The following is a 20205-nucleotide window of genomic DNA, read 5'->3' on the forward strand; positions in this document are numbered from 1 at the left end:
GGGGAAGAATGACGGACAAGCGGACCACCCTCGACGAAGCCGTCTCGGCGATCGAGAGCAGCATGACGATCGGCATCGGCGGCTGGGGATCGCGGCGCAAGCCCATGGCGTTCGTGCGGGCGCTGCTGCGCACCGACGTGAAGGACTTGACGGTGGTGACGTACGGCGGACCGGACGTCGGGCTGCTGTGTTCGGCAGGCAAAGTGAAACGCGTCTACTACGGGTTCGTGTCGCTGGATTCGCCGCCGTTTTACGACCCGTGGTTCGCCAAGGCGCGCACCGCCGGCGCGATCGAGGCGCGTGAAATGGACGAAGGCATGCTGCGCTGCGGGTTGCAGGCCGCGGCTCAGCGGCTGCCGTTCCTGCCGATCCGCGCGGGGCTTGCCAGCTCGGTCGTCGACTTCTGGGAAGGCGAGCTGCAGACCGTCACGTCGCCATATCCGGCCCCGGAGGGTGGATACGAGACGCTGATCGCGATGCCGGCTCTGCGCCTAGACGCCGCCTTCGTGCACATGAATCTCGGTGATGCGCAAGGCAATGCGGCGTACACCGGAATCGACCCGTACTTCGACGACCTGTACTTGATGGCCGCCGAGCGACGCTACCTGTCGGTCGAACAGGTGGTGCCGACCGACGAGCTGATCAAGGCCGTGCCGCCGCAGGCTCTGCTGATCAACCGGATGATGGTGGACTCCGTCGTCGAGGCACCCAACGGCGCCCACTTCACGACGGCCGCACCCGATTACGGACGCGACGAGAAGTTCCAGCGCCACTACGCCGAGGCCGCCGCCTCCGATGAAACGTGGCAGCAGTTCGTCCAGACCTATCTGTCCGGCAGCGAGGCCGACTACCAGGCAGCGGTCCGCAAATTTCGGGAGGCCCAGTGATTGCCGTCAGCCGTCCGGAAGTGTGTGCGGTCGCCTGCGCGGAATTGTTCCGCGACGCAGGCGAGATCATGGTCAGCCCGATGGCGCCGATGGTGTCGATCGGGGCGCGGCTGGCTCGGTTGACGTTCTCCCCCGACATCTTGTTGACCGACGGAGAAGCACAGTTGCTTGCCGACACTCCGGCGATCGGCGTCACGGGCGCAGTCGAGGGCTGGATGCCGTTCGGCCGAGTCTTCGAGACGCTGGCGTGGGGCCGGCGCCATGTGGTCATGGGCGCCAACCAGATTGACCGCTACGGCAATCAGAACCTGTCGGCGTTCGGGCCGCTGCAGCAGCCGACCCGGCAGATGTTCGGCGTGCGTGGCGCGCCCGGTAACACGATCAACCATGCGACGAGCTATTGGGTTGGCAACCATTCCAAACGAGTGTTCGGCGATTCCGTCGACGTGGTGTCGGGCATCGGCTGGGACAAGGTGGATCCCGACAACCCGGCGTACCGGTTCGTCAACGTATACCGCGTCGTCACCAATCTCGGCGTCTTCGACTTCAACGGGCCCGACCATCAGATGCGCGCGGTATCGCTGCATCCGGGCATCACACCCGACGAGGTGGCCGACAACACGTCGTTCGAGGTGCACGACTTGGACAAGGCTGAGCGCACCCGCCTGCCAAGCGAACAGGAGCTGAAGCTCATTCGCGAGGTGATCGACCCGAAGTCGCTGCGGGACAAGGAAGTACGGATATGAGGTTACGCACGCCGCTGACTGAGCTGGTCGGCATCGAGCATCCGGTGGTGCAGACGGGGATGGGCTGGGTGGCGGGTGCGCGGCTGGTGGCGGCGACCGCCAACGCCGGCGGGCTAGGCATTCTGGCCTCGGCAACGATGACTCTGGAGGAATTGCAGACCGCCGTCACCAAGGTGAAGGCCGCGACCGATAAGCCGTTCGGCATCAACATCCGCGCCGACGCCGGGGACGCTAACGAACGCGTCGACCTGCTGATCCGTGAAGGTGTCAAGGTCGCATCGTTTGCGTTGGCGCCCAAGCCGGAGCTGATTGCTCGGCTGAAAGACGCTGGCGTGGTGGTAATTCCGTCCGTCGGTCTGGCCAAGCATGCCAAGAAGGTAGCCGGCTGGGGCGCCGACGCGGTGATCGTCCAAGGCGGCGAGGGCGGCGGCCACACCGGCCCAATCGCCACCACACTGTTGCTTCCGTCGGTGCTTGATGCGGTCGACATCCCGGTCGTGGCGGCGGGCGGCTTCTTCGACGGTCGCGGACTGGCAGCGGCGTTGTCCTACGGCGCGGCCGGCGTGGCGATGGGGACGCGGTTTCTGTTGACGTCGGATTCGACGGTGCCGGATGCGGTCAAGCAGCGGTACCTGGAGGCTGGGCTGGACGGCACGGTGGTATCGACCCGCGTCGACGGGATGCCGCATCGAGTGCTGCGGACCGGGCTGGTGGAGAAGCTGGAGAGCGGTTCGCGGGTGCGGGGCTTTTCCGCGGCGGTGCGCAATGCGCAGAAGTTCAAGAAGATGTCCGGCATGACGTGGCGGGCGATGATCCGCGACGGGCTGGAAATGCGGCACGGCAAGGAGCTGACGTGGTCGCAGGTCGTCATGGCGGCCAACACCCCGATGCTGTTGAAGGCCGGACTGGTAGACGGCAACACCGACGCGGGGGTGCTTGCGTCGGGACAGGTCGCCGGCATCCTCGGTGATCTGCCGTCCTGTGCGGAGTTGATCGACTCCATTGTCAGCGACGCCGTCAAACATTTGCAGGCGGCAGCGGCCCTGGTCGCGTAGTCAACCAACCTTATAGACGCGATGTGCCCAGCTGTGGGCGACAGAGTCGGCAGTCGGCTCGATCGTCTAACTATCTAACGACATTGTCGTGCGGAGCTGAACGATTCTTGGTGCCGGTCTCGGAACGGTGGCTCGTACCGCCGGACTTGCGGTTTAGCGCCAACAGACACAAAGCGCCCCGACACGCCGAGGATTTGGGGCCTTTTGCGTCTGCTCGCCGAACGAACTAGAGGCGCTCGATGATCGTGACGTTGGCGGTGCCGCCGCCTTCGCACATCGTCTGCAGGCCGTAACGGCCGCCGGTGCGCTCAAGCGTGTTGAGCATGGTCGCGAACAGCTTGGCCCCGGTGGCGCCGAGCGGATGACCCAAAGCGATCGCGCCGCCGTTCGGGTTGACCTTCTCCGGGTCGGCCTTGATCTCCTTGAGCCACGCGATCACGACCGGCGCGAACGCCTCGTTGATCTCGACGGTGTCGATGTCGTCGATCGAGAGTCCGGCCTTCTCCAGCGCGTACCGCGTAGCGGGGATCGGGCCGGTCAGCATGAACACCGGGTCGGCGCCGCGGGCGCTGATGTGGTGGATGCGCGCCCGCGGGGTCAAGTTGTGCTCCTTGACTGCCTGCTCGGACGCCAGCAGCACCGCGCTTGCACCGTCGGAGATCTGGCTGGCCATCGCCGCCGTCAGCCTGCCCCCTTCGACGAGCGTCGCCAACGTCGCCATCTTCTCCAATGACGTGTCGCGTGGGCCCTCGTCGGTCTTGAACCCGTCGACCTCGATGATCTCGTTCTCGAAATTCCCGCCACGAATCGCCGCCTGCGCCCGCTGATGGCTGGTGAGCGCGTACTGCTCCATCTCCTCACGCGAGATGTTCCACTTCTCGGCGATCAGCTCCGAACCGCGGAACTGCGAGATCTCCTGATCTCCGTAGCGGTGCAGCCAGCTCTTCGACTCGTTGGTGGGCGAGGTGAATCCGAACTGCTCGCCGACGATCATCGCCGACGAGATGGGGATCTGGCTCATGTTCTGCATGCCGCCCGCCACGATCAAGTCAGATGTGCCCGACATGATCGCTTGTGCGCCAAAGGAAATCGCCTGCTGGCTGGAGCCGCATTGGCGGTCGACGGTGACGCCGGGCACCTCCTCTGGATATCCGGCGGCCAGCCACGACAACCTGGCGATGTTGCCCGCCTGCGGTCCGATCGCGTCGACGCAGCCGGCGATGACGTCATCGACCGCGCCGGGATCGACGTCGACGCGCTCGAATAGTCCCCTCCACGCCGCCGCGCCCAGGTCGACGGGATGCACGCCGGCAAGCGAACCATTGCGCTTGCCGACAGCGGTGCGTACAGCGTCGATGACATACGCCTCAGGCATACTTGCTCTCCTTGGGAGTGGCGGCGGTGATTCCACCGAGGACTATCGAGAGGTACTGGCGGCCAACCTCTTCGGCTGTCAATGGTCCGCCGGGCTGATACCAGCGGACCGAAACCCACGTGGTGTCGCGGATGAACCGGTACACCAGGTCGACGTCGATGTCGGGCCGGAAGTAGTTCTCCTCGATGCCCTGGTTGAGCAGGTCCAACCACATCTTGCGTTGCTCTTTGTTGCGCGTCTCGACAAAGCCGAACTGCGGCAGCGACGACAGCCGCTTGGCCTCGTCCTGATAGATGACGACCTGGGCATGCCGGTCTTCGATCGCCTCGAACGAGGCCATGAACAATCCCTTGAGCCGTTCGAGCGGATTGGGTTCGGTGTCGACGACCTCCCGGTAGCGACCGAACAGCCAGTCCAGGAAATCCCGCAGCACCTCCTCTACCATCTGCTCTTTGCTCTTGAAATGGTGATACAGGCTGCCGGACAGAATGCCCGCCGAATCGGCGATGTCGCGCACGGTCGTCGCGCGCAGCCCGCGCTCGGCGAACATCGTCGCGGCGAGCTTCAGCAGCTCGTCGCGGCGACTCGGAGGCGCGCTGTCCATCCGACCAGGATAGCAACCAAGCGCTTGCTAGGTAAGTCCGGGGCGAGTCACCGGGAGGCCCCCCAGTACTCCGAGCACTCGTCATCCCGCGGCGTGCCGTCGTAGGGGGCACGCCAACGCGACAGGTTGAACTCGTAGAAGGGCCCCCGGTCGTCACTGCGGTACATCGCGCACACGCGCATCGACTCAGGCAGGCGGGCCAGCGCCGGCTCGATGTCCGGGGACAGCCGAAACAGGTAGGCGGTGTCCAACAGCTTGGTCTGCTCGTACCTGTCGATGTTGCGCTCAGCGATCAGCCGCTCGGGGTTCGTCGCGGCCAGGCCCAGCAGCGCCACCGCACCGGCCATCAGGATCGCCCGTGGCAACCACCGCCCCGCCATCCGTAACCCCGCGACGGCGACGAGGATGAACACCGCGCCGAGCCACAGTTCGATGGTGATCACCATGAGGCGCTCGGTACTGAAGCCGTAGGCCTGCTGATACAGCCACATTCGGTGGATCGCCGAGATCACCACCACAACCGAAGTCGTACAAAGTGTTCCGACGAGAATACGCAGCAATCGACGATCCGATGCGGCCTCCCGTCCGGCCACCCGGATGACGCCGCTCAGCACCAGAAGCGTCAGCGCGGAGACCCCCAGCAGCTGCCAGAAGCCCTGCCGTGCGTACTCGGCGTAGGTCAGCCCGGCGGTCTCAAGAACGTGCGCGTGCCCGCCGAACAGCACCGTGGCCTGAACCGCGACGAACCCGATGAACAGCACATCCAGCACCGCCAGCGGCACCGCCCACTCCCAGTTCGGCACGGAACGCATGGGATGTGGCGCCAGTGCATCGAGTTTGGGGGCGAAGCGCACCAGGTAGCCGCCGAACAGCACGAAGCACAGCACGATCCCGAACACCATGGCGCGGGCATACGCCTCGTAGGGGTTCCACTCCGGTGTCAAGACCTCGATCAGCCGCGCGAACGCCGGGTCGGCCGACGCGAACAAGCCGCCGAAGACCAGCGCGAGCCCGACGGTGACGGTCGCGACGACGCCGATCCGGATCGTGCTGGGCCGCCCGCTCCACGTGAATCCGTCTTCGCGGATCGCTCGACGTGCCCACCCGAACGCCCGGGCGGGCATCAGCCACGGCACGAAGGGCCCGGTGATGACGGCGGTCCAGGTGCTGCCGCCTGCCAGCGTGCTCCAGCCGACCAGCCACGCAGCCAGGATGCACAGCACCCCAAGCCATTCCGCAGCGAGCAGCGCGGGCACGGCCAGTAGTGCCAGCGCGACGGTGATTCCGAGCCATTCACCGCGGGTTGGACGACGTCCGGCGGTGCAGTACACGACGCCGAACACCATGACACCCACGAGCAGATAGCCCACGCTGAGCACTGAGACCCGCCAGAACGCCGCGCCCACCACGCCGGCGACGAGCGCAGGCGCCAGCAGTCGGCGCGGCGCGGCGGTCAGCGGGTCGAGCGGCCAAACACGGTGCGGCCACATGGTCCAACCGGGCTCGCCCTTTCGCGGTGGTTGCGGACCGAGCAACGGTGGGGGCGGCGGTGGCGCGTGCGGTGCCCCGTACCACCCGGGGTACATCGTGCTCTGCGGCGTCGTCATCGTGGCTCCTCGCCTGTCGCCGGCGCCGGGATCGTGACCCCGATCCGGCAACCAGTCCCGGCGTCCATCACTTCGATGGCGCCACCATGCAATTCGACCGCCCAGCGGGCGATCGCCAACCCGAGTCCGGTACCCCCCGCCGACGTCGCGCCTCTGGTGAAGCGCTGGAACACACGTTCGCGTTCAGCGGGCGGTATCCCGGGTCCCTCGTCGCACACCTCGAGCCGCAGCCCCTTCGGTTGCGCCGCGCTCGCGATCACCGAGACCCGGGCGCCCGCTGGACTGTGCCGAATGGCGTTGTCCACCAAGTTGACGACCACCTGCCGCAGGCGAGCCTGATCGGCGACTGCAACCAGATTCGGTGGCGACACCTGCACCGTCACCTGCACACCATCGCCGGCCACCGCGACGTGCCCGATGGCCTCCTCGAGGAACTGCCCGACTCCGAATACGCTGGGCTGCAACGGAATAGCTCCGCCTTCGAGCCGGGACAGATCGAGCAGGTTGGTCACCAACTCGCCAAGTCGCTCGGTCTGGGACAGCGCCATCCGCATGGTCTTGTCGTCCGGCTCCGCGATGCCATCGACAACGTTCTCGAGCAGCGCGTGCAACGCGGTGATTGGCGTGAGCAGCTCGTGCGAGACGTTGGCGATGAGCCCCCGCCGATACTCGTCGGCCGCCCCCAGATCGGCCGCCATCTGGTTGTAGGCCGCTGCCAGCTGCCCGATCTCGTCCCTGGAGGTGGCGCGGACACGCGCGCTGTAGTCACCGCGAGCCATGGCGCGCGCCGCCGCGGTCATCTGCCGCAGCGGCGACGTCATGCCGTGGGCGAGGAACTGGGTGAGTGCCAGTGAGGTGGCCAGCGCGGCGAGTAACGCCCAGCGGAACTGCCAGCTCGCGCCGATCCAGAACGTGAACGCGGCCAGGGTGATCGCGCTGCCGACAAGCAGACCCATCTTGACCTTGAACGAGCTGAAGGGATCCAGGGGCCGCGGCAGCCGGTCCCACAGGGCGGCGAGCCGCCGATCCCACACGGCGGCGAGCCGCCGATCCCACAGCGCGGCGAGGCGCCTCAACGGGGTAGCTCCAGCGCGTACCCGACACCGTGCACGGTGCGGATGAGTTCCGGGCCGAGCTTGCGGCGCAACGCCTTCACGTGGGTGTCGACGGTACGGCTCTCCACCCCCGACCCCCAGCCCCACACGTGCTCGAGCAGGGCATCGCGGGAGACCGCCGTGCGCGGCCGGCCCGCCAGGAACACGAGCAGGTCGAATTCGGTCCGCGTCAAATGGATTTCGTCGTCACCCTTGTGAACCCTGCGGGCCTGCAGATCGATCCGATGGTCACCGACCCACAGGGGTTGGGCCGGGTCGGTGCGGTCCATGCGGCGCAGCAAGACCCGGATCCGCGCGACGAGTTCGCGCATGCTGAACGGCTTGGTGAGGTAGTCGTCGGCGCCGATCCCCAGCCCGATCAGCATGTCGGTTTCGTCGCTTCGCGCGGTCAGCATCAGCACGGGGACGGACTGCACGGCCTGGATTCGCCTGCACACCTCGAGCCCGTCGAATCCCGGCAACATGACGTCGAGCACCACGAGGTCCGGCGGGGAGGCCGTGGCCGCGGCGACGGCCGACGGTCCGTCGACGGCCGTGTCCACCAGGAACTCCTCGGCACGCAACCGGGACGCGACGGCGGCCAGGATGGTCGGCTCGTCCTCGACCACCAGGATTCGCTTCACACATCCGACTGTAAGGGCCGGATGTGGGGCTTCCGAGCAGCGTTTGTGAAGATTCCGTGGAGATCGCGGTTCGTCAGGCCCGCTGGCTCGACACCGAGATGACTTCGCCGGTCAGGTAACTGGAGTACTCACTGGCCAGGAACGCGATGGTCGCGGCGATCTCCCACGGCTCGGCGGCGCGGCCGAACGCCTCACCCTCGGACAGCCGGTCCAACAGCTCCGACGAACTCGTCTTCTCCAGGAACTTGTGGCGGGCGATGCTTGGCGAGACGGCGTTGATCCGCACGCCGTATTCGACGGCTTCGATTGCGCTGCAACGGGTCAGCGCCATCACACCGGCCTTGGCCGCCGCGTAGTGCGACTGCGAATGCTGCGCCCGCCAGCCAAGTACGCTCGCATTGTTGACGATTACGCCGCCATGGTCGGCTCCGCGGAAATACCGCAGCGCCGCCCGCGTGGCCCGCATCACCGACGTCAACGTCACGTTGAGCACGCGATCCCATTCCTCGTCGGTCATATCGACCACGGGGGTCTGTCCGCCGAGGCCGGCGTTGTTGACCAGCACGTCGAGCCGGCCCATGCGCGCGGTCGTCGACGCGATCAGGGCATCGACCTGCGCGGTGGACGTCACGTCGCAGACCACGCTCTCTACTCGGCCGAGTCCGAGTTCAGCCAACCGGTCGCGGGTCTCGCCCAGCCGCCGTTCGTGGTGATCGGACACGACGACGTCGGCCCCTTCGGCCAGCGCGCGGCGCGCGACCGCCGAGCCTATGCCGGTGCCGGCCGCGGCCGTCACCACGACGACCTTGCCGTCCAGAAGTCCGTGTCCGTCAATCTCTTTCGGCGCGTCGGCCAGACTCATGCGCCTTTGACCTCTCTGGGTAGGCCGAGCACGCGCTCGGCGATGATGTTGCGCTGGATCTCGTTCGACCCGCCGTAGATGGTGTCGGCGCGGCTGAACAAATAGAGCCGCTGCCATTCGTCGAAGTCGCCGTCGGTCAACACCAGTCCGGCTTTACCGACGACGTCCATCGCGATCTCCCCGAGTTCACGATGCCAGTTGGCCCACAACAGCTTCGACACGTTATCTTTCCCGGCGGCCCGGCCGCCTCCCTCGACGTCCATGGTCGCCAATGCGTAGGACCGCATCGCGTGCAGGCCAGCCCACGATCGGGTCAGCCGCTCGCGGATCAGCGGATCGTCGGCGGCGCCGGTGCGCTTGGCCAGGTCCACGAGGTTGGAAAGCTCACGTGCATAACGGATCTGCTGGCCCAGCGTGGACACACCCCGCTCGAACGTCAGCGTTCCCATTGCCACGCGCCAGCCGTCACCGGGCTGTCCGACCACCAACGAGGCGTCGGTGCGGGCGTCGTCGAAGAACACCTCGTTGAATTCCGAGTCTCCGGTCAGCTGCACGATCGGCCGGACTTCGACGCCCGGCTGATCCAGCGGCACAAGCAGATACGACAGTCCGGCGTGTCGTTTGGAGCCCTTCTCGGTGCGGGCCACCACGAAGCACCACTGTGCCCAGTGCGCCAGCGACGTCCACACCTTCTGCCCGTTGATCACCCACTGGTCGCCGTCGAGTTCGGCCGTAGTCGATACATTCGCCAAGTCGCTGCCCGCGCCCGGCTCGGAGTAGCCCTGGCACCACAGCTCGGTGACGTCGAGGATCTTCGGCAGGAACCGCTTCTGCTGATCCGGGGTGCCATACGCGATCAGCGTCGGGCCGAGCAGTTCCTCCCCGAAGTGGTTGACCTTGTCGGGCGCGTCCGCCTTGGCGTACTCCTCGTAGAAAGCGACGCGGTGCGCGACAGACAATCCCCGCCCGCCGTGCTCCTCCGGCCACCCCAGGCAGGTCAGTCCGGCCGCGGCCAGATGCTGGTTCCACGCCCGTCGTTCCTCGAACGCCTCGTGTTCGCGGCCCGGCCCGCCGAGGCCTTTGAGCGTGGCGAATTCGCCGACGAGGTTGTCGGCGAGCCACTGCCGGACCTCGGCCCGGAACTCCTGGACCTCTATCACCCCTGTAGGCTAACCTACCAAGCACTTGCTTTGTTAGAGGAGCATCGATGACCCCCTCCGCGAGGACCATTCCCGCGGTTCTCGACCGGATTGCCGACGAATTTTCCGACCACGACGCGCTGGTCACCCACGACCGGCGGTTTACGTACGCCGAGCTCCGGGCCGAGGTCCGGCAGGCCGCTGCGGCGCTGATCGACCTGGGCGTCGGCCCCGGCGACCGGGTGGCGATCTGGTCGCCGAACACGTGGCACTGGGTGGTCGCCTGCCTTGCCACCACCTACGCCGGTGGGGTGCTCGTTCCGCTGAACACCCGCTACACGGCCAGTGAGGCCGGCGACATCCTGGCCCGCACCGGCGCACCGGTGCTCGTCGCGGCAGGTGAGTTCCTGGGTACGGAGAAGACCGCCGACCTCGACCGCGGCGAGCTGCCCAAGCTCCAGCACATCATTAGGGTGCCCATCGACAAGCACGATGGGACATGGGACGAGTTCACGGCTCGGGGAACCGACCTGGACGCGGTGGACGCGAGGGCCGCGGCGGTCAAGCCCGACGACGTCTCCGACATCCTGTTCACCTCCGGCACCACCGGCCGCAGCAAGGGCGCGCTGTGCGCACACCGGCAGTCGTTGGCGGGGTCCGCAGCGTGGGCCGAGTGTGGGCAGATCACCAGCGACGACCGCTACCTCTGCATCAACCCGTTCTTCCATAACTTCGGCTACAAGGCCGGCATCCTGGCCTGCCTGCAGACCGGTGCGACGCTGATCCCGCAGCTGACCTTCGACGCCGAGCGGGCGATGGCCGCAGTGCAGGAACACCGCATCACGGTGCTGCCGGGCCCGCCGACGATCTACCAGACACTGCTCGACCATCCCAAGCGCGGCGACTACGACCTGACGGCGCTGCGGTTCGCCGTCACCGGTGCCGCGGTGGTGCCGGTGGTCCTGATCGAACGCATGCAGACCGAACTGGACATCGACATCGTGCTGACGGCCTACGGGCTTACCGAGGCCAACGGGTTCGGCACGATGTGCCGCGCCGACGACGACGCGGTCACGGTCGCCACCACCTGTGGTCGACCGATCGCCGACTTCGAGCTGCGCATCGCCGGCAGCAACGCCGCAGGCGAAACAGGGGAAGTGCTGTTGCGCGGGCCCAACGTCATGCTCGGTTATCTCGACGATCCGGAGGCCACCGCCGCGGCGATCGATGCCGACGGCTGGCTGCACACCGGCGACGTCGGCAGGGTCGAGGAAAGTGGCAACCTGACGATCACCGATCGCCTGAAGGATATGTACATCTGCGGCGGGTTCAACGTCTATCCCGCCGAGATCGAGCAGGTGCTCGCACGCCTCGACGGCGTCGCCGAATCGGCGGTCATCGGCGTGCCCGACGATCGTCTCGGCGAAGTCGGCAAGGCGTTCATCGTGACCAAGCCGGACGCCGATCTCGACGAACAGACCGTAATCGCTTATACGCGTCAGCATTTGGCGAACTTCAAAACACCGCGGTCGGTGGAGTTCCTCGACGTGCTGCCGCGCAACCCCGGCGGCAAAGTGGTCAAGCCGCTCCTGCGTGAAAGGGCCTGAATTGGACCTGACCATTGACGACGTCACCCTCGAGTTCCAGGCCGAGGTGCGCGATTTCCTTTCGGCCAACAAAGAGTCGTTCCCGACGAAGTCGTATGACACCGCGGAAGGCTTCGAGCAACACCGTCACTGGGACAGGGTGTTGTTCGACGCCGGCCTGTCGGTGATCACCTGGCCCGAGAAGTACGGCGGACGCGACGCCACGCTGCTGCAATGGATCGTGTACGAGGAGGAGTACTTCCGCGCGGGCGCCCCGGGACGTGCCAGTGCCAACGGGACGTCGATGCTCGCGCCGACGCTGTTCGCACACGGCACCGAAGAACAACTCGACCGCGTGCTGCCGAACATGGCAAGCGGCGAGGAAATCTGGGCGCAAGCGTGGTCGGAGCCGGAGTCCGGCAGCGATCTGGCGTCGCTGCGCTCGACGGCGACCAGGACGGACGGCGGCTGGCTGCTCAACGGGCAGAAGATCTGGAGTTCGCGAGCGCCCTTCGGCGACAAGGCCTTTGGACTGTTCCGCTCTGACCCGGAAGCCGAGCGTCATCGCGGCCTGACGTACTTCATGTTCGACCTGAAGGCCGACGGCATCACGGTCCGGCCCATCGCGCAGCTCGGCGGGGACACCGGGTTCGGCGAGATCTTCCTCGACGATGTCTTCGTGCCCGACAACGACGTCATCGGCGCTGTGCACGACGGCTGGCGCGCGGCGATGAGCACGTCGAGCAACGAGCGCGGCATGTCGCTGCGCAGCCCCGCCCGCTTCCTCGCTCCCGCGGAACGGCTGGTTGCGCAGTGGAAAGCAAACCCCGACAGGGATGTTCAAGCGGCGTTCACCGACCGGGTTGCCGACGCATGGATCAAGGCGCAGGCCTACCGACTGCACACGTTCGCGACGGTCACACGGGTGGCCGCCGGCGGCGAGCTGGGCGCCGAGTCGTCGGTGACGAAGGTGTTCTGGTCAGACCTCGACGTGGCGCTGCATCAGACGGCACTGGACATGCGAGGAGCCGACGCCGAGCTGGCGGACTCGTGGACCGAGGGGCTGCTGTTCGCGCTCGGCGGCCCCATCTACGCCGGTACCAACGAGATTCAGCGCAACATCATCGCCGAGCGGCTGTTGGGCCTGCCGCGAAAATGAAGGTGAAATTCGACTGTGTTTTTTGAGACTGACGAACAGCAGCGCGACTTCGCCGCCAGCATCGACGCGGCGCTGGCATCCGCCGATCTACCGGGAGCGGTGCGCGCATGGGCCAAGGGCGATACCGCGCCGGGCCGCAAGGTGTGGGCAAGGCTGGCCGACCTCGGCGTCACCGCGCTGATGGTTCCGGAGAAATTCGACGGAATCGAGGCTCACCCCGTCGACCTGGTCGTCGCCGCCGAACGGCTGGGCCGGTGGTGCGTCCCGGGACCTGTCACCGAATCCATCGCCGTCGCACCGGTTCTGCTGGCACACGACGAACGGTCGGCGGCCCTGGCCGCCGGTGAACTGATCGCAACCGTCGCTCTGCCGCCACACGTACCGCGGGCCCTAGATGCGGATGCCGCCGGCGTCGTCCTGGTGGCCGCAGACGACGCGGTCCGCGAAGGCACGGCAGGTAATCAGCACGCGTCTGTCGACCCGAGCCGAAAGTTGTTCGACGTCACAGCATCCGGCGACTCCCAGGCAGCCGACGTCAAGCGCGCTTACGAGTTCGGCGTACTCGCCACAGCCGCCCAGTTGGTCGGTGCCGGTCAGGCGATGCTGGACATGTCAGTCGAATACGCCAAGCAGCGAAGCCAATTCGGCCGCGTGATCGGCACCTACCAAGCGATCAAGCACAAGCTGGCCGATGTGCACATCGCCGTCGAGCTCGCACGGCCACTGGTGTACGGAGCAGCGCTGTCGCTGGCCGACAACTCGTCGGATACGGCGCGAGACGTCAGCGCCGCGAAGGTTGCCGCGTCGGAGGCCGCGCTGCTGGCCGCGCGCTCGTCGCTGCAGACCCATGGCGCGATCGGGTTCACCCAAGAGCACGACCTGTCGCTGTGGCTGCTGCGGGTGCAGGCGCTGCGGTCGGCATGGGGCGATCCGACGGTGCACCGCCGGCGGGTATTGGAGGCCTTCTCGTGACCGAAGAACGCGAACTGCTGCGCGAGACCGTCGCGGCGCTGGTGGAAAAGCACGCGTCGCCAGCCGCGGTGCGCGAGGCGATGGCGTCCGAGCGTGGCTATGACGAGTCGCTGTGGAAGCTGTTGTGCGAGCAGGTCGGTGCGGCCGCACTCGTGATTCCGGAGGAGCTGGGCGGCGCGGATGGCGAACTCGCCGACGCCGCCGTCGTGCTCGAGGAGCTGGCCAAGCGTTTGGTGCCGACACCGTTGCTGGGCACCACACTCGCCGAGCTCGCGCTGCTGGCCGGCGATGAGCCGGACGCCGACGTCCTCGAGGGCCTGGCGGAGGGCACGAGGATCGGCGCGGTGGTGTTCGATCCCGACTATGTGGTCAACGGCGACATCGCGGACGTGGTCGTCGCAGCCGACGGCTCAAAGCTCACGCACTGGACAAGGTTCACTGCGCAGCCGGCCGACACCATGGACCTTACGCGGAGGCTTTCGCGGGTCGAACCGCAAGAGACGACGGATATGGGCGCGGATCCTGGGCTGACCGATACGGCCGCCATCTTGCTGGCCGCCGAGCAGATCGGTGCGGCCACGAAGTGCCTCGATCTGACAGTCGAATACACCAAGGACCGCGTGCAGTTCGGTCGGCCGATCGGCAGCTTCCAGGCGCTCAAGCACCGGATGGCCGATCTGTACGTCGCGTTGCAGTCCGCGCGCGCGGTTGTCGACGATGCGGTCGCCGAACCGTCGCCGACATCGGCGGCGCTGGCTCGGGTCGCGGCCAGCGAGGCGTTCTCGAAGGTCGCGGCGGAGGCCGTGCAGATGCACGGCGGCATCGCGATCACGTGGGAGCACGACATCCAGCTGTACTTCAAACGGGCGCATGCGAGCGCGCAGCTGCTCGGCCCGCCGCGGGAGTATCTGCGTCGTCTCGAATCCGAAGTGCTCTAGGGCGCCAGCCGCTTCGGTTGACCGCCGAGCACAACCTCACGCACGAGCGGCACGCCCGGCCGATAGGCCAGATGGATATACGAGGGCGCGTCAAGGCACACGAAATCGGCCCGGTTGCCCGGTGCCAGCACGCCGATGTCGTCGCGTCGAAGCGCAGCTGCTCCTCCGGCCGTCGCCGACCACAACGCCTCCGCCGGAGTGAAGTTCATATCGCGGACCGCCACGGCGATGCAGAACGGCATGCTCGTCGTGAACGAACTGCCGGGGTTGCAGTCGGTGGCGATCGCGACGGTGACGCCGGCGTCGATCATCCGCCGCGCGTCCGGCCATGATGCACGCGTTGAGAACTCCGCACCAGGCAGGAGCGTGGCGACCGTCGAACCGGAGGCCAACGCCTCGACATCGTCATCCGTGGCGTACGTGCAGTGGTCGACCGATGCGGCCTGCAGCTCCACCGCCATTCGGATCCCGCCGCTGGGGCCGAGTTGCCCGGCGTGCACCCGCGCCTGCAGTCCGGCGGCGATACCCGCGCTCAGGATGACACGCGACTCGTCGACATCGAACGCACCGCGGTCACAGAACACGTCGATCCAGCGAGCGGACGGCAGACAGGCCTGAAGCATCGGTCCCTTGACGAGATCGATGTAACCTTCGCGGTTGTCGCGGAACTCGGCGGGCACGACATGCGCGCCGAGAAACGTTGTCTCGCTGGTGAACCGGCGTGCCACGGCCAATGAGCGAGCTTCGTCATCGACGGTCAGACCGTAGCCGCTCTTCGATTCGAAAGTCGTCACGCCCGCATTGAGCAGTTCTTCTGCGAGCCGACCGACACCTGCGGCCAAGGTTGCGTCGTCGGCGTCCCGGGTGGAGGCGACGGTGGTCGCGATTCCGCCCGCCGCATACGGCTGTCCGCTCATGCGGGCGGCGAACTCCGCCGAACGCTCGCCGGCGAACACCAAATGCGCATGGCTGTCGACGAACCCCGGAATGACACTCGAGCCGCCCCAGTCAACGTGTGAGTCCGTCGCCGGTGCGTCGTGTCGACGCCCGACCCATGCGATCGTGTCACCGTCGACGACGACGGCACCGTCCTCGATGATGCCCAGTGCACTGCCGTCGCCCTGGGCGGGATCATTGGTGACCAGTTCACCGATGCCTGCGTACAGAGTGCTCACGACCGCGTCTGCACCGCCTCTGGCCGTACCCCCATCAAATCGGCGATGGCCTCCGATAATTCGGCAGCCGCGTCGACGTGGATATGTCGCCCACCGGCGACCACGACCCGGCCGTCGATGACCACGTCGGTGACGTCACCGGCCGAGGCAGCGAACACCACGGTCTCCGGTGTCGCATCGCCGCCGGCAGTACGTACGGAGTTCAGGTCCACGGCGACCAGATCTGCGCGCGCACCGACGAGCAACCGCCCAGCGTCCGTCCACCCGAGCGCTTGCTGTCCTCCGGTGGTGGCCGCGTGCAACAGCTTTGACGCACCGATGATGCCGCGCTGCTCACGGGCGAGACGTTCGTCGAGTTCGACTGCCCTGGCTTCCTCGAACATGTCGATCACGGCATGACTGTCCGAACCCAGACTGAACAAGCCTCTTGACTCGATCAGCGTCGGTGCCGGGCCGATGCCGTCGCCCAGGTCCCGTTCCGTGGTCGGGCAGAAGCACACACCCGTAGCCGTATCGTCCATGGCGCCAATGTCTTCTGGCGTCAGATGTGTGGCGTGCACCGCGGTCGTCCGTGGTCCGAGCACGCCGGCATCCCGAAGAACGGCAGTGGGCGTGCGCCCGTACGTGGCGATGCACTGGTCGATCTCGGCCCGCTGCTCCGACGAGTGCACATGCAGTGGCGTCGCGTGCGCATCGGCCCATTCGACGACGGCCGGCATGTGTTCGGCCGGGACTCCACGGACGGAATGCAGTGCAGCGCCGACGAGAACACCCGGGTTGGACTGTGTCTGCTGGTAGAGCGCCTCGACGCGCTCAGCCCAGCCGGCTCCGCTACCGTCTCCGAAGCGTTGTTGAGGTCCGTCGTCCAGCGGCGATCCGTCGGCAGCCGAACTGAGATAACAGGTATCGAGCAACGTCAGGCGCAGTCCCGCATCGGCCGCACCCACGATCAGTGCGTGGCCCATCGCATTCGGGTCGGAATACCGTCGACCGCCTCCGTCGTGGTGCAGATAGTGGAATTCGCCGACCGATGTGATTCCCGCAAGGGCCATCTCGGCATAGACACCGCGGGCCAGCGCTTTGTAGTGATCGGGATCGAGCCGGTCCGCCGCGCGGTACATCAGATCGCGCCACGTCCAGAACGATCCGCGATCGCGTTGGGTGCGCCCCCGCAAGGCGCGGTGAAAGGCATGCGAATGGGCATTCGCCATTCCCGGTATCACCAGGCCGTACAGGCGATTCGACGACGGATCGGCAGCGACGCCGGACCGGATTGAGGTTATCCGTCCGTCGGTCACCGTGATCAGCACCCCGGCGTCGACGGTGTCCCCGCCGAGCCACGCATGCTCGCACCACCATGTCGTCATGGCGATACCCAGTCGGCCATCACGTCGGCCAGTGCCACCGCGCCCACATTGCAGTCGGCCATCTCGGCATGCTCTTCTGGCGAGTGCGAGACACCGGTTGGGTTTCGGACGAACAACATCGCGGTCGGCACTTTGGCGGACAAGATGCCGGCATCGTGGCCGGCAGCCGTGGGAAGTACCGGGATGTCGCCGAGGTTACTGAGCGCCTTCCTCAGCCGTGCCCGCGGGCCTTCCGGGAATTCGACTATCGGAGTGATTGATTCGGCGACCACGTCGAGCGTGACGGCGTCCTCAGCTGCGTGGCGTTGCGCCTCAGCGGTGATCTTCTTCACCAGCGAGGCCAGGGTTGCCTCGTCGGCCGCCCTGGCATCCAACCAGGCACGGATCTCCGACGGAATCGCGTTGGCCCCGTTGGGCGAGACGATCACTTTGCCGAACGTCGCCACCGCATTGTGTGCGGCGGCCTCCGCCCGCGCCGCGTGCACCGAGGACGCGAAGGCCAGCATGGGATCTCGGCGATCGACGAGCCGCGTCGATCCGGCGTGGTTGGCCTCGCCACCGAATGTGAACTCCCAACGGCCATGCGGCCAGATCGATGACGCGACCGCGACTGGGGCGTCCACGAGGTCCAGTGCCCGGCCCTGCTCCACGTGCAGCTCGACAAACACCCCGATGCGGTCCGTCAGTCGGGAGTCCTCGCCGAGATGATCGGGGTCGCGGCCGACCCGAACGAGCGCCTCTTCCAACGTTATTCCGTCGATGTCGCGCAATCCACGCGCTCGATCCGCACTCAGCGCCCCGGTCGACAGCTGAGACCCGACGCATGCGACACCGAAGCGCGCGCCCTCCTCGTCGGAGAAGGCCACCACTCCAACGGGAATCGAGGGCACCACCCCACGCTCGCGCACCATATCGATGGCGGCGAAGGCCGACACCACGCCGAGCGGCCCGTCGTACGCGCCACCGTCAGGGACGGAGTCCAGGTGTGAGCCGGTCACGAACGCCCCGCGCGGGTCCCCGGTCCATCCAGGCGGCATCCACCACGCCCAGATGTTGCCGTTGTGGTCGACCTCGACATCCATGCCGCGACGGTCGGCGCATCCGACGAACCACTCCCGCAGGGTCATGTCGGCATCGGTCCAGGCGAACCTGCGGTACCCGCCGGTGCGGGCGTTGCGGCCGACGTCGAGGATCGTCGTCCACAGCGTGTCGAACGCCGTCACGCGTTCTCCCACATGGGGATACGCACGCCACGTTCGCGAGCCACCTCCGCGGCGTGCTCGTATCCGGCGTCGACATGGCGGATGACACCCATGCCCGGGTCATTGGTGAGGACGCGCGCGAGCTTCTGCGCGGCCAACTCCGTGCCGTCCGCGACACACACCTGGCCGGCGTGGATCGAGCGCCCCATCCCGACTCCACCGCCATGGTGGATCGACACCCACGACGCCCCGGACGCGGTGTTCACCAAGGCATTGAGCAACGGCCAGTCGGCAATTGCGTCCGAACCGTCCAGCATCGACTCGGTTTCGCGATACGGCGACGCCACCGACCCTGAATCGAGGTGGTCGCGGCCGATCACGATCGGTGCCGACAGCTCACCGGAGGCCACCATCTCGTTGAACCTCAAACCGGCCCGGTGACGCTCCCCGTATCCGAGCCAGCAGATGCGCGCGGGCAGGCCCTCGAATGCCACCTTCTCGCCGGCCATCGTGATCCAGCGCCGCAGGTGCGCGTTGTCGGGGAACAACTCCAGAATCGCCTGATCGGTGGCGGCGATGTCCTTCGGGTCGCCCGACAGCGCCACCCACCGGAACGGACCGAGGCCCTCCTCGAACTGAGGACGGATATAGGCCGGAACGAAACCGGGGAACGCGAACGCGCGGTCATATCCCGCCTTGCGCGCCTCGTCCCGGATCGAGTTGCCGTAGTCGAAGACCTCGGCGCCGCGATCCATGAAGCCGACCATGGCCTCGACGTGTTTGGCCATCGAAAGCTCTGCCTGCTCGGTGAAATACACGGGATCCTTGTCCGCCATCTTCTTCATGTCTTCGAAGTCGATGCCCAGCGGCAGGTAGGACAGTGGATCGTGCGCTGACGTCTGGTCGGTGACGATGTCGATCGGTGCGTCCCGCTCGAGCAGTTCGGGAAAGACTTCGGCTGCGTTGCCGACCAGTCCAATCGACAACGGCCGCTTGGCGTCCCGCGCATCGATAGCCATCTTCAACGCCTCGTCGATATCCGCTGCCTTGGTGTCGAGGTACCGATGCGCGATGCGCCGGTCGATCCGGCTCTCATCGCAGTCGACGCAGATCGCCACGCCCTCGTTCATCGTGACCGCGAGTGGCTGGGCACCACCCATACCGCCCATGCCCGCGGTGAGGGTGATGGTTCCGGCAAGTGTGCCGCCACTGTGCTCATAGCGGCCGGAGGCCGCGAGCTTGCGCGCAACGGCGCCGAAGGTTTCGAACGTGCCCTGCAGGATGCCTTGGGTGCCGATGTAGATCCACGATCCGGCCGTCATCTGGCCATACATCATCAGGCCTTCGGCTTCGAGTTTGCGGAACTGCTCCCAGTTGGCCCAATCACCGACCAGATTCGAATTCGCCAGCAGCACCCGCGGAGCCCACACGTTCGTGCGGAACACCCCGACCGGTTTCCCGGATTGGACGAGCATGGTCTCGTCGTCCTCCAAGGTCTGCAGAGTACGGACGATCGCGTCGAACGCTTCCCAGCTACGGGCCGCCCGCCCGGTGCCGCCGTAGACGACGAGATCGTCGGGGTGTTCGGCGACCTCCGGGTCGAGATTGTTCATCAACATGCGAAGGGCCGCTTCCTGTTGCCAACCCTTGCAGGTGATTTCGGTGCCGTGTGCTGCTCGGACAGGACGGGGTCCTGTGGTTGCTGTCATGAGAAGAGAAGTCCTTAACGAGTGTTTCTTATTGTCCGCTGATGCCGGCGCTGGCGAGCCACTTCTTCGCGACGTCGGAGGTTG

Annotated in this window: 18 protein-coding genes; 7 read left to right on the plus strand and 11 right to left on the minus strand. The window is 66.6% G+C overall.

Translation table 11 applies throughout. The features are described from left to right. Positions 1-8: 8 nt before the first annotated feature. The 3 genes from ipdA to ipdC are packed head-to-tail and all read left to right on the plus strand — an operon-like array spanning position 9 to position 2688. Positions 9-887, plus strand: coding sequence for a cholesterol ring-cleaving hydrolase subunit IpdA (ipdA, locus tag VJV41_RS22880; RefSeq protein WP_325337530.1), 879 nt, complete (start codon positions 9-11; stop codon positions 885-887). Continuing rightward, complete coding sequence (gene ipdB, locus VJV41_RS22885; RefSeq protein ID WP_414685025.1) at positions 887-1633, plus strand: cholesterol ring-cleaving hydrolase subunit IpdB; 747 nt, start codon at positions 887-889, stop codon at positions 1631-1633. The genes ipdA and ipdB overlap by 1 nt, the downstream gene beginning before the upstream one ends. Beyond that, positions 1630-2688 (plus strand): (3aS,4S,5R,7aS)-5-hydroxy-7a-methyl-1-oxo-octahydro-1H-indene-4-carboxyl-CoA dehydrogenase, encoded by a 1059-nt coding sequence (gene ipdC / locus VJV41_RS22890; RefSeq protein ID WP_325337534.1) that lies wholly within the window; start codon positions 1630-1632, stop codon positions 2686-2688. Before ipdB ends, ipdC begins: the two co-directional genes overlap by 4 nt. Before the next feature lie 226 nt (positions 2689-2914). Here the strand turns inward: ipdC and fadA6 are convergent, their stop codons facing one another. The 7 genes from fadA6 to ipdE1 form a co-directional block, all read right to left on the minus strand. Next, entirely contained in the window at positions 2915-4063 is a 1149-nt protein-coding gene (gene fadA6, locus VJV41_RS22895) for a steroid 3-ketoacyl-CoA thiolase FadA6 (RefSeq protein ID WP_325337536.1), read from the minus strand. Then, on the minus strand, positions 4056-4667 hold the full coding sequence (gene kstR2 / locus VJV41_RS22900) for a TetR family transcriptional regulator KstR2 (RefSeq protein ID WP_325337538.1): 612 nt from the start codon (positions 4665-4667) through the stop codon (positions 4056-4058). Before kstR2 ends, fadA6 begins: the two co-directional genes overlap by 8 nt. A gap of 47 nt (positions 4668-4714) precedes the next feature. Beyond that, positions 4715-6274, minus strand: a complete 1560-nt coding sequence (locus tag VJV41_RS22905) for a DUF4173 domain-containing protein (protein WP_325337540.1) — start codon at positions 6272-6274, stop codon at positions 4715-4717. Then, positions 6271-7230: a HAMP domain-containing sensor histidine kinase gene (locus VJV41_RS22910; RefSeq protein WP_325337737.1), complete on the minus strand. Its 960-nt coding sequence runs from the start codon at positions 7228-7230 to the stop codon at positions 6271-6273. Before VJV41_RS22910 ends, VJV41_RS22905 begins: the two co-directional genes overlap by 4 nt. Positions 7231-7346: 116 nt before the next feature. Next, positions 7347-8012, minus strand: coding sequence for a response regulator transcription factor (locus VJV41_RS22915; RefSeq protein ID WP_325337542.1), 666 nt, complete (start codon positions 8010-8012; stop codon positions 7347-7349). Between the two features lie 73 nt (positions 8013-8085). Next, positions 8086-8874, minus strand: a complete 789-nt coding sequence (gene ipdF, locus VJV41_RS22920) for a (5R,7aS)-5-hydroxy-7a-methyl-1-oxo-2,3,5,6,7,7a-hexahydro-1H-indene-carboxyl-CoA reductase (protein WP_325337543.1) — start codon at positions 8872-8874, stop codon at positions 8086-8088. Further along, a complete protein-coding gene (gene ipdE1 / locus VJV41_RS22925; RefSeq protein WP_325337544.1) occupies positions 8871-10034 on the minus strand; it encodes an acyl-CoA dehydrogenase IpdE1 in 1164 nt (387 codons plus the stop codon). The genes ipdF and ipdE1 overlap by 4 nt, the downstream gene beginning before the upstream one ends. Before the next feature lie 47 nt (positions 10035-10081). On the opposite strand from ipdE1, the gene fadD3 reads away from it, so the two are divergent. The 4 genes from fadD3 to VJV41_RS22945 are packed head-to-tail and all read left to right on the plus strand — an operon-like array spanning position 10082 to position 14668. Further along, the gene (gene fadD3 / locus VJV41_RS22930; RefSeq protein WP_325337546.1) at positions 10082-11620 is read left to right on the plus strand and encodes a 3-((3aS,4S,7aS)-7a-methyl-1,5-dioxo-octahydro-1H-inden-4-yl)propanoate--CoA ligase FadD3; all 1539 of its coding nucleotides are present in this window, start codon (positions 10082-10084) and stop codon (positions 11618-11620) included. Position 11621: 1 nt separating this feature from the next. Then, entirely contained in the window at positions 11622-12758 is a 1137-nt protein-coding gene (locus VJV41_RS22935; protein WP_325337739.1) for an acyl-CoA dehydrogenase family protein, read from the plus strand. A 15-nt stretch (positions 12759-12773) separates the two neighbouring features. Then, positions 12774-13730, plus strand: coding sequence for an acyl-CoA dehydrogenase family protein (locus VJV41_RS22940; RefSeq protein ID WP_325337547.1), 957 nt, complete (start codon positions 12774-12776; stop codon positions 13728-13730). Beyond that, a complete protein-coding gene (locus tag VJV41_RS22945) occupies positions 13727-14668 on the plus strand; it encodes an acyl-CoA dehydrogenase family protein (protein ID WP_325337549.1) in 942 nt (313 codons plus the stop codon). The genes VJV41_RS22940 and VJV41_RS22945 overlap by 4 nt, the downstream gene beginning before the upstream one ends. Here the strand turns inward: VJV41_RS22945 and hutI are convergent. The 4 genes from hutI to hutU are packed head-to-tail and all read right to left on the minus strand — an operon-like array spanning position 14665 to position 20121. Then, positions 14665-15843 carry an imidazolonepropionase gene (hutI, locus tag VJV41_RS22950; protein ID WP_325337551.1) on the minus strand — a complete coding sequence of 393 codons (1179 nt, stop codon included), beginning with the start codon at positions 15841-15843 and terminating at the stop codon, positions 14665-14667. The genes VJV41_RS22945 and hutI overlap by 4 nt on opposite strands. Continuing rightward, positions 15840-17210 (minus strand): formimidoylglutamate deiminase, encoded by a 1371-nt coding sequence (locus VJV41_RS22955; protein WP_325337553.1) that lies wholly within the window; start codon positions 17208-17210, stop codon positions 15840-15842. The genes hutI and VJV41_RS22955 overlap by 4 nt, the downstream gene beginning before the upstream one ends. Further along, positions 17207-18433 (minus strand): allantoate amidohydrolase, encoded by a 1227-nt coding sequence (locus VJV41_RS22960; protein WP_325337554.1) that lies wholly within the window; start codon positions 18431-18433, stop codon positions 17207-17209. Before VJV41_RS22960 ends, VJV41_RS22955 begins: the two co-directional genes overlap by 4 nt. Then, on the minus strand, positions 18430-20121 hold the full coding sequence (gene hutU, locus VJV41_RS22965) for a urocanate hydratase (protein ID WP_325337555.1): 1692 nt from the start codon (positions 20119-20121) through the stop codon (positions 18430-18432). Before hutU ends, VJV41_RS22960 begins: the two co-directional genes overlap by 4 nt. Positions 20122-20205 lie beyond the last annotated feature (84 nt).

Origin of the sequence: Mycobacterium sp. (assembly GCF_035274705.1) — a bacterium.
Lineage (GTDB): Bacteria > Actinomycetota > Actinomycetes > Mycobacteriales > Mycobacteriaceae > Mycobacterium.

Excerpts from the sequence above, each read along its gene's own strand:
- ipdA (WP_325337530.1), top strand. The coding sequence starts at position 9 with ATGACGGACAAGCGGACCACCCTCGACGAAGCCGTCTCGGCGATCGAG.
- ipdC (WP_325337534.1), top strand. The coding sequence starts at position 1,630 with ATGAGGTTACGCACGCCGCTGACTGAGCTGGTCGGCATCGAGCATCCG.
- fadA6 (WP_325337536.1), bottom strand. The coding sequence starts at position 4,063 with ATGCCTGAGGCGTATGTCATCGACGCTGTACGCACCGCTGTCGGCAAG.
- kstR2 (WP_325337538.1), bottom strand. The coding sequence starts at position 4,667 with ATGGACAGCGCGCCTCCGAGTCGCCGCGACGAGCTGCTGAAGCTCGCC.
- VJV41_RS22905 (WP_325337540.1), bottom strand. The coding sequence starts at position 6,274 with ATGACGACGCCGCAGAGCACGATGTACCCCGGGTGGTACGGGGCACCG.
- VJV41_RS22910 (WP_325337737.1), bottom strand. The coding sequence starts at position 7,230 with ATGGGTCTGCTTGTCGGCAGCGCGATCACCCTGGCCGCGTTCACGTTC.
- ipdF (WP_325337543.1), bottom strand. The coding sequence starts at position 8,874 with ATGAGTCTGGCCGACGCGCCGAAAGAGATTGACGGACACGGACTTCTG.
- fadD3 (WP_325337546.1), top strand. The coding sequence starts at position 10,082 with ATGACCCCCTCCGCGAGGACCATTCCCGCGGTTCTCGACCGGATTGCC.
- VJV41_RS22955 (WP_325337553.1), bottom strand. The coding sequence starts at position 17,210 with ATGACGACATGGTGGTGCGAGCATGCGTGGCTCGGCGGGGACACCGTC.
- hutU (WP_325337555.1), bottom strand. The coding sequence starts at position 20,121 with ATGACAGCAACCACAGGACCCCGTCCTGTCCGAGCAGCACACGGCACC.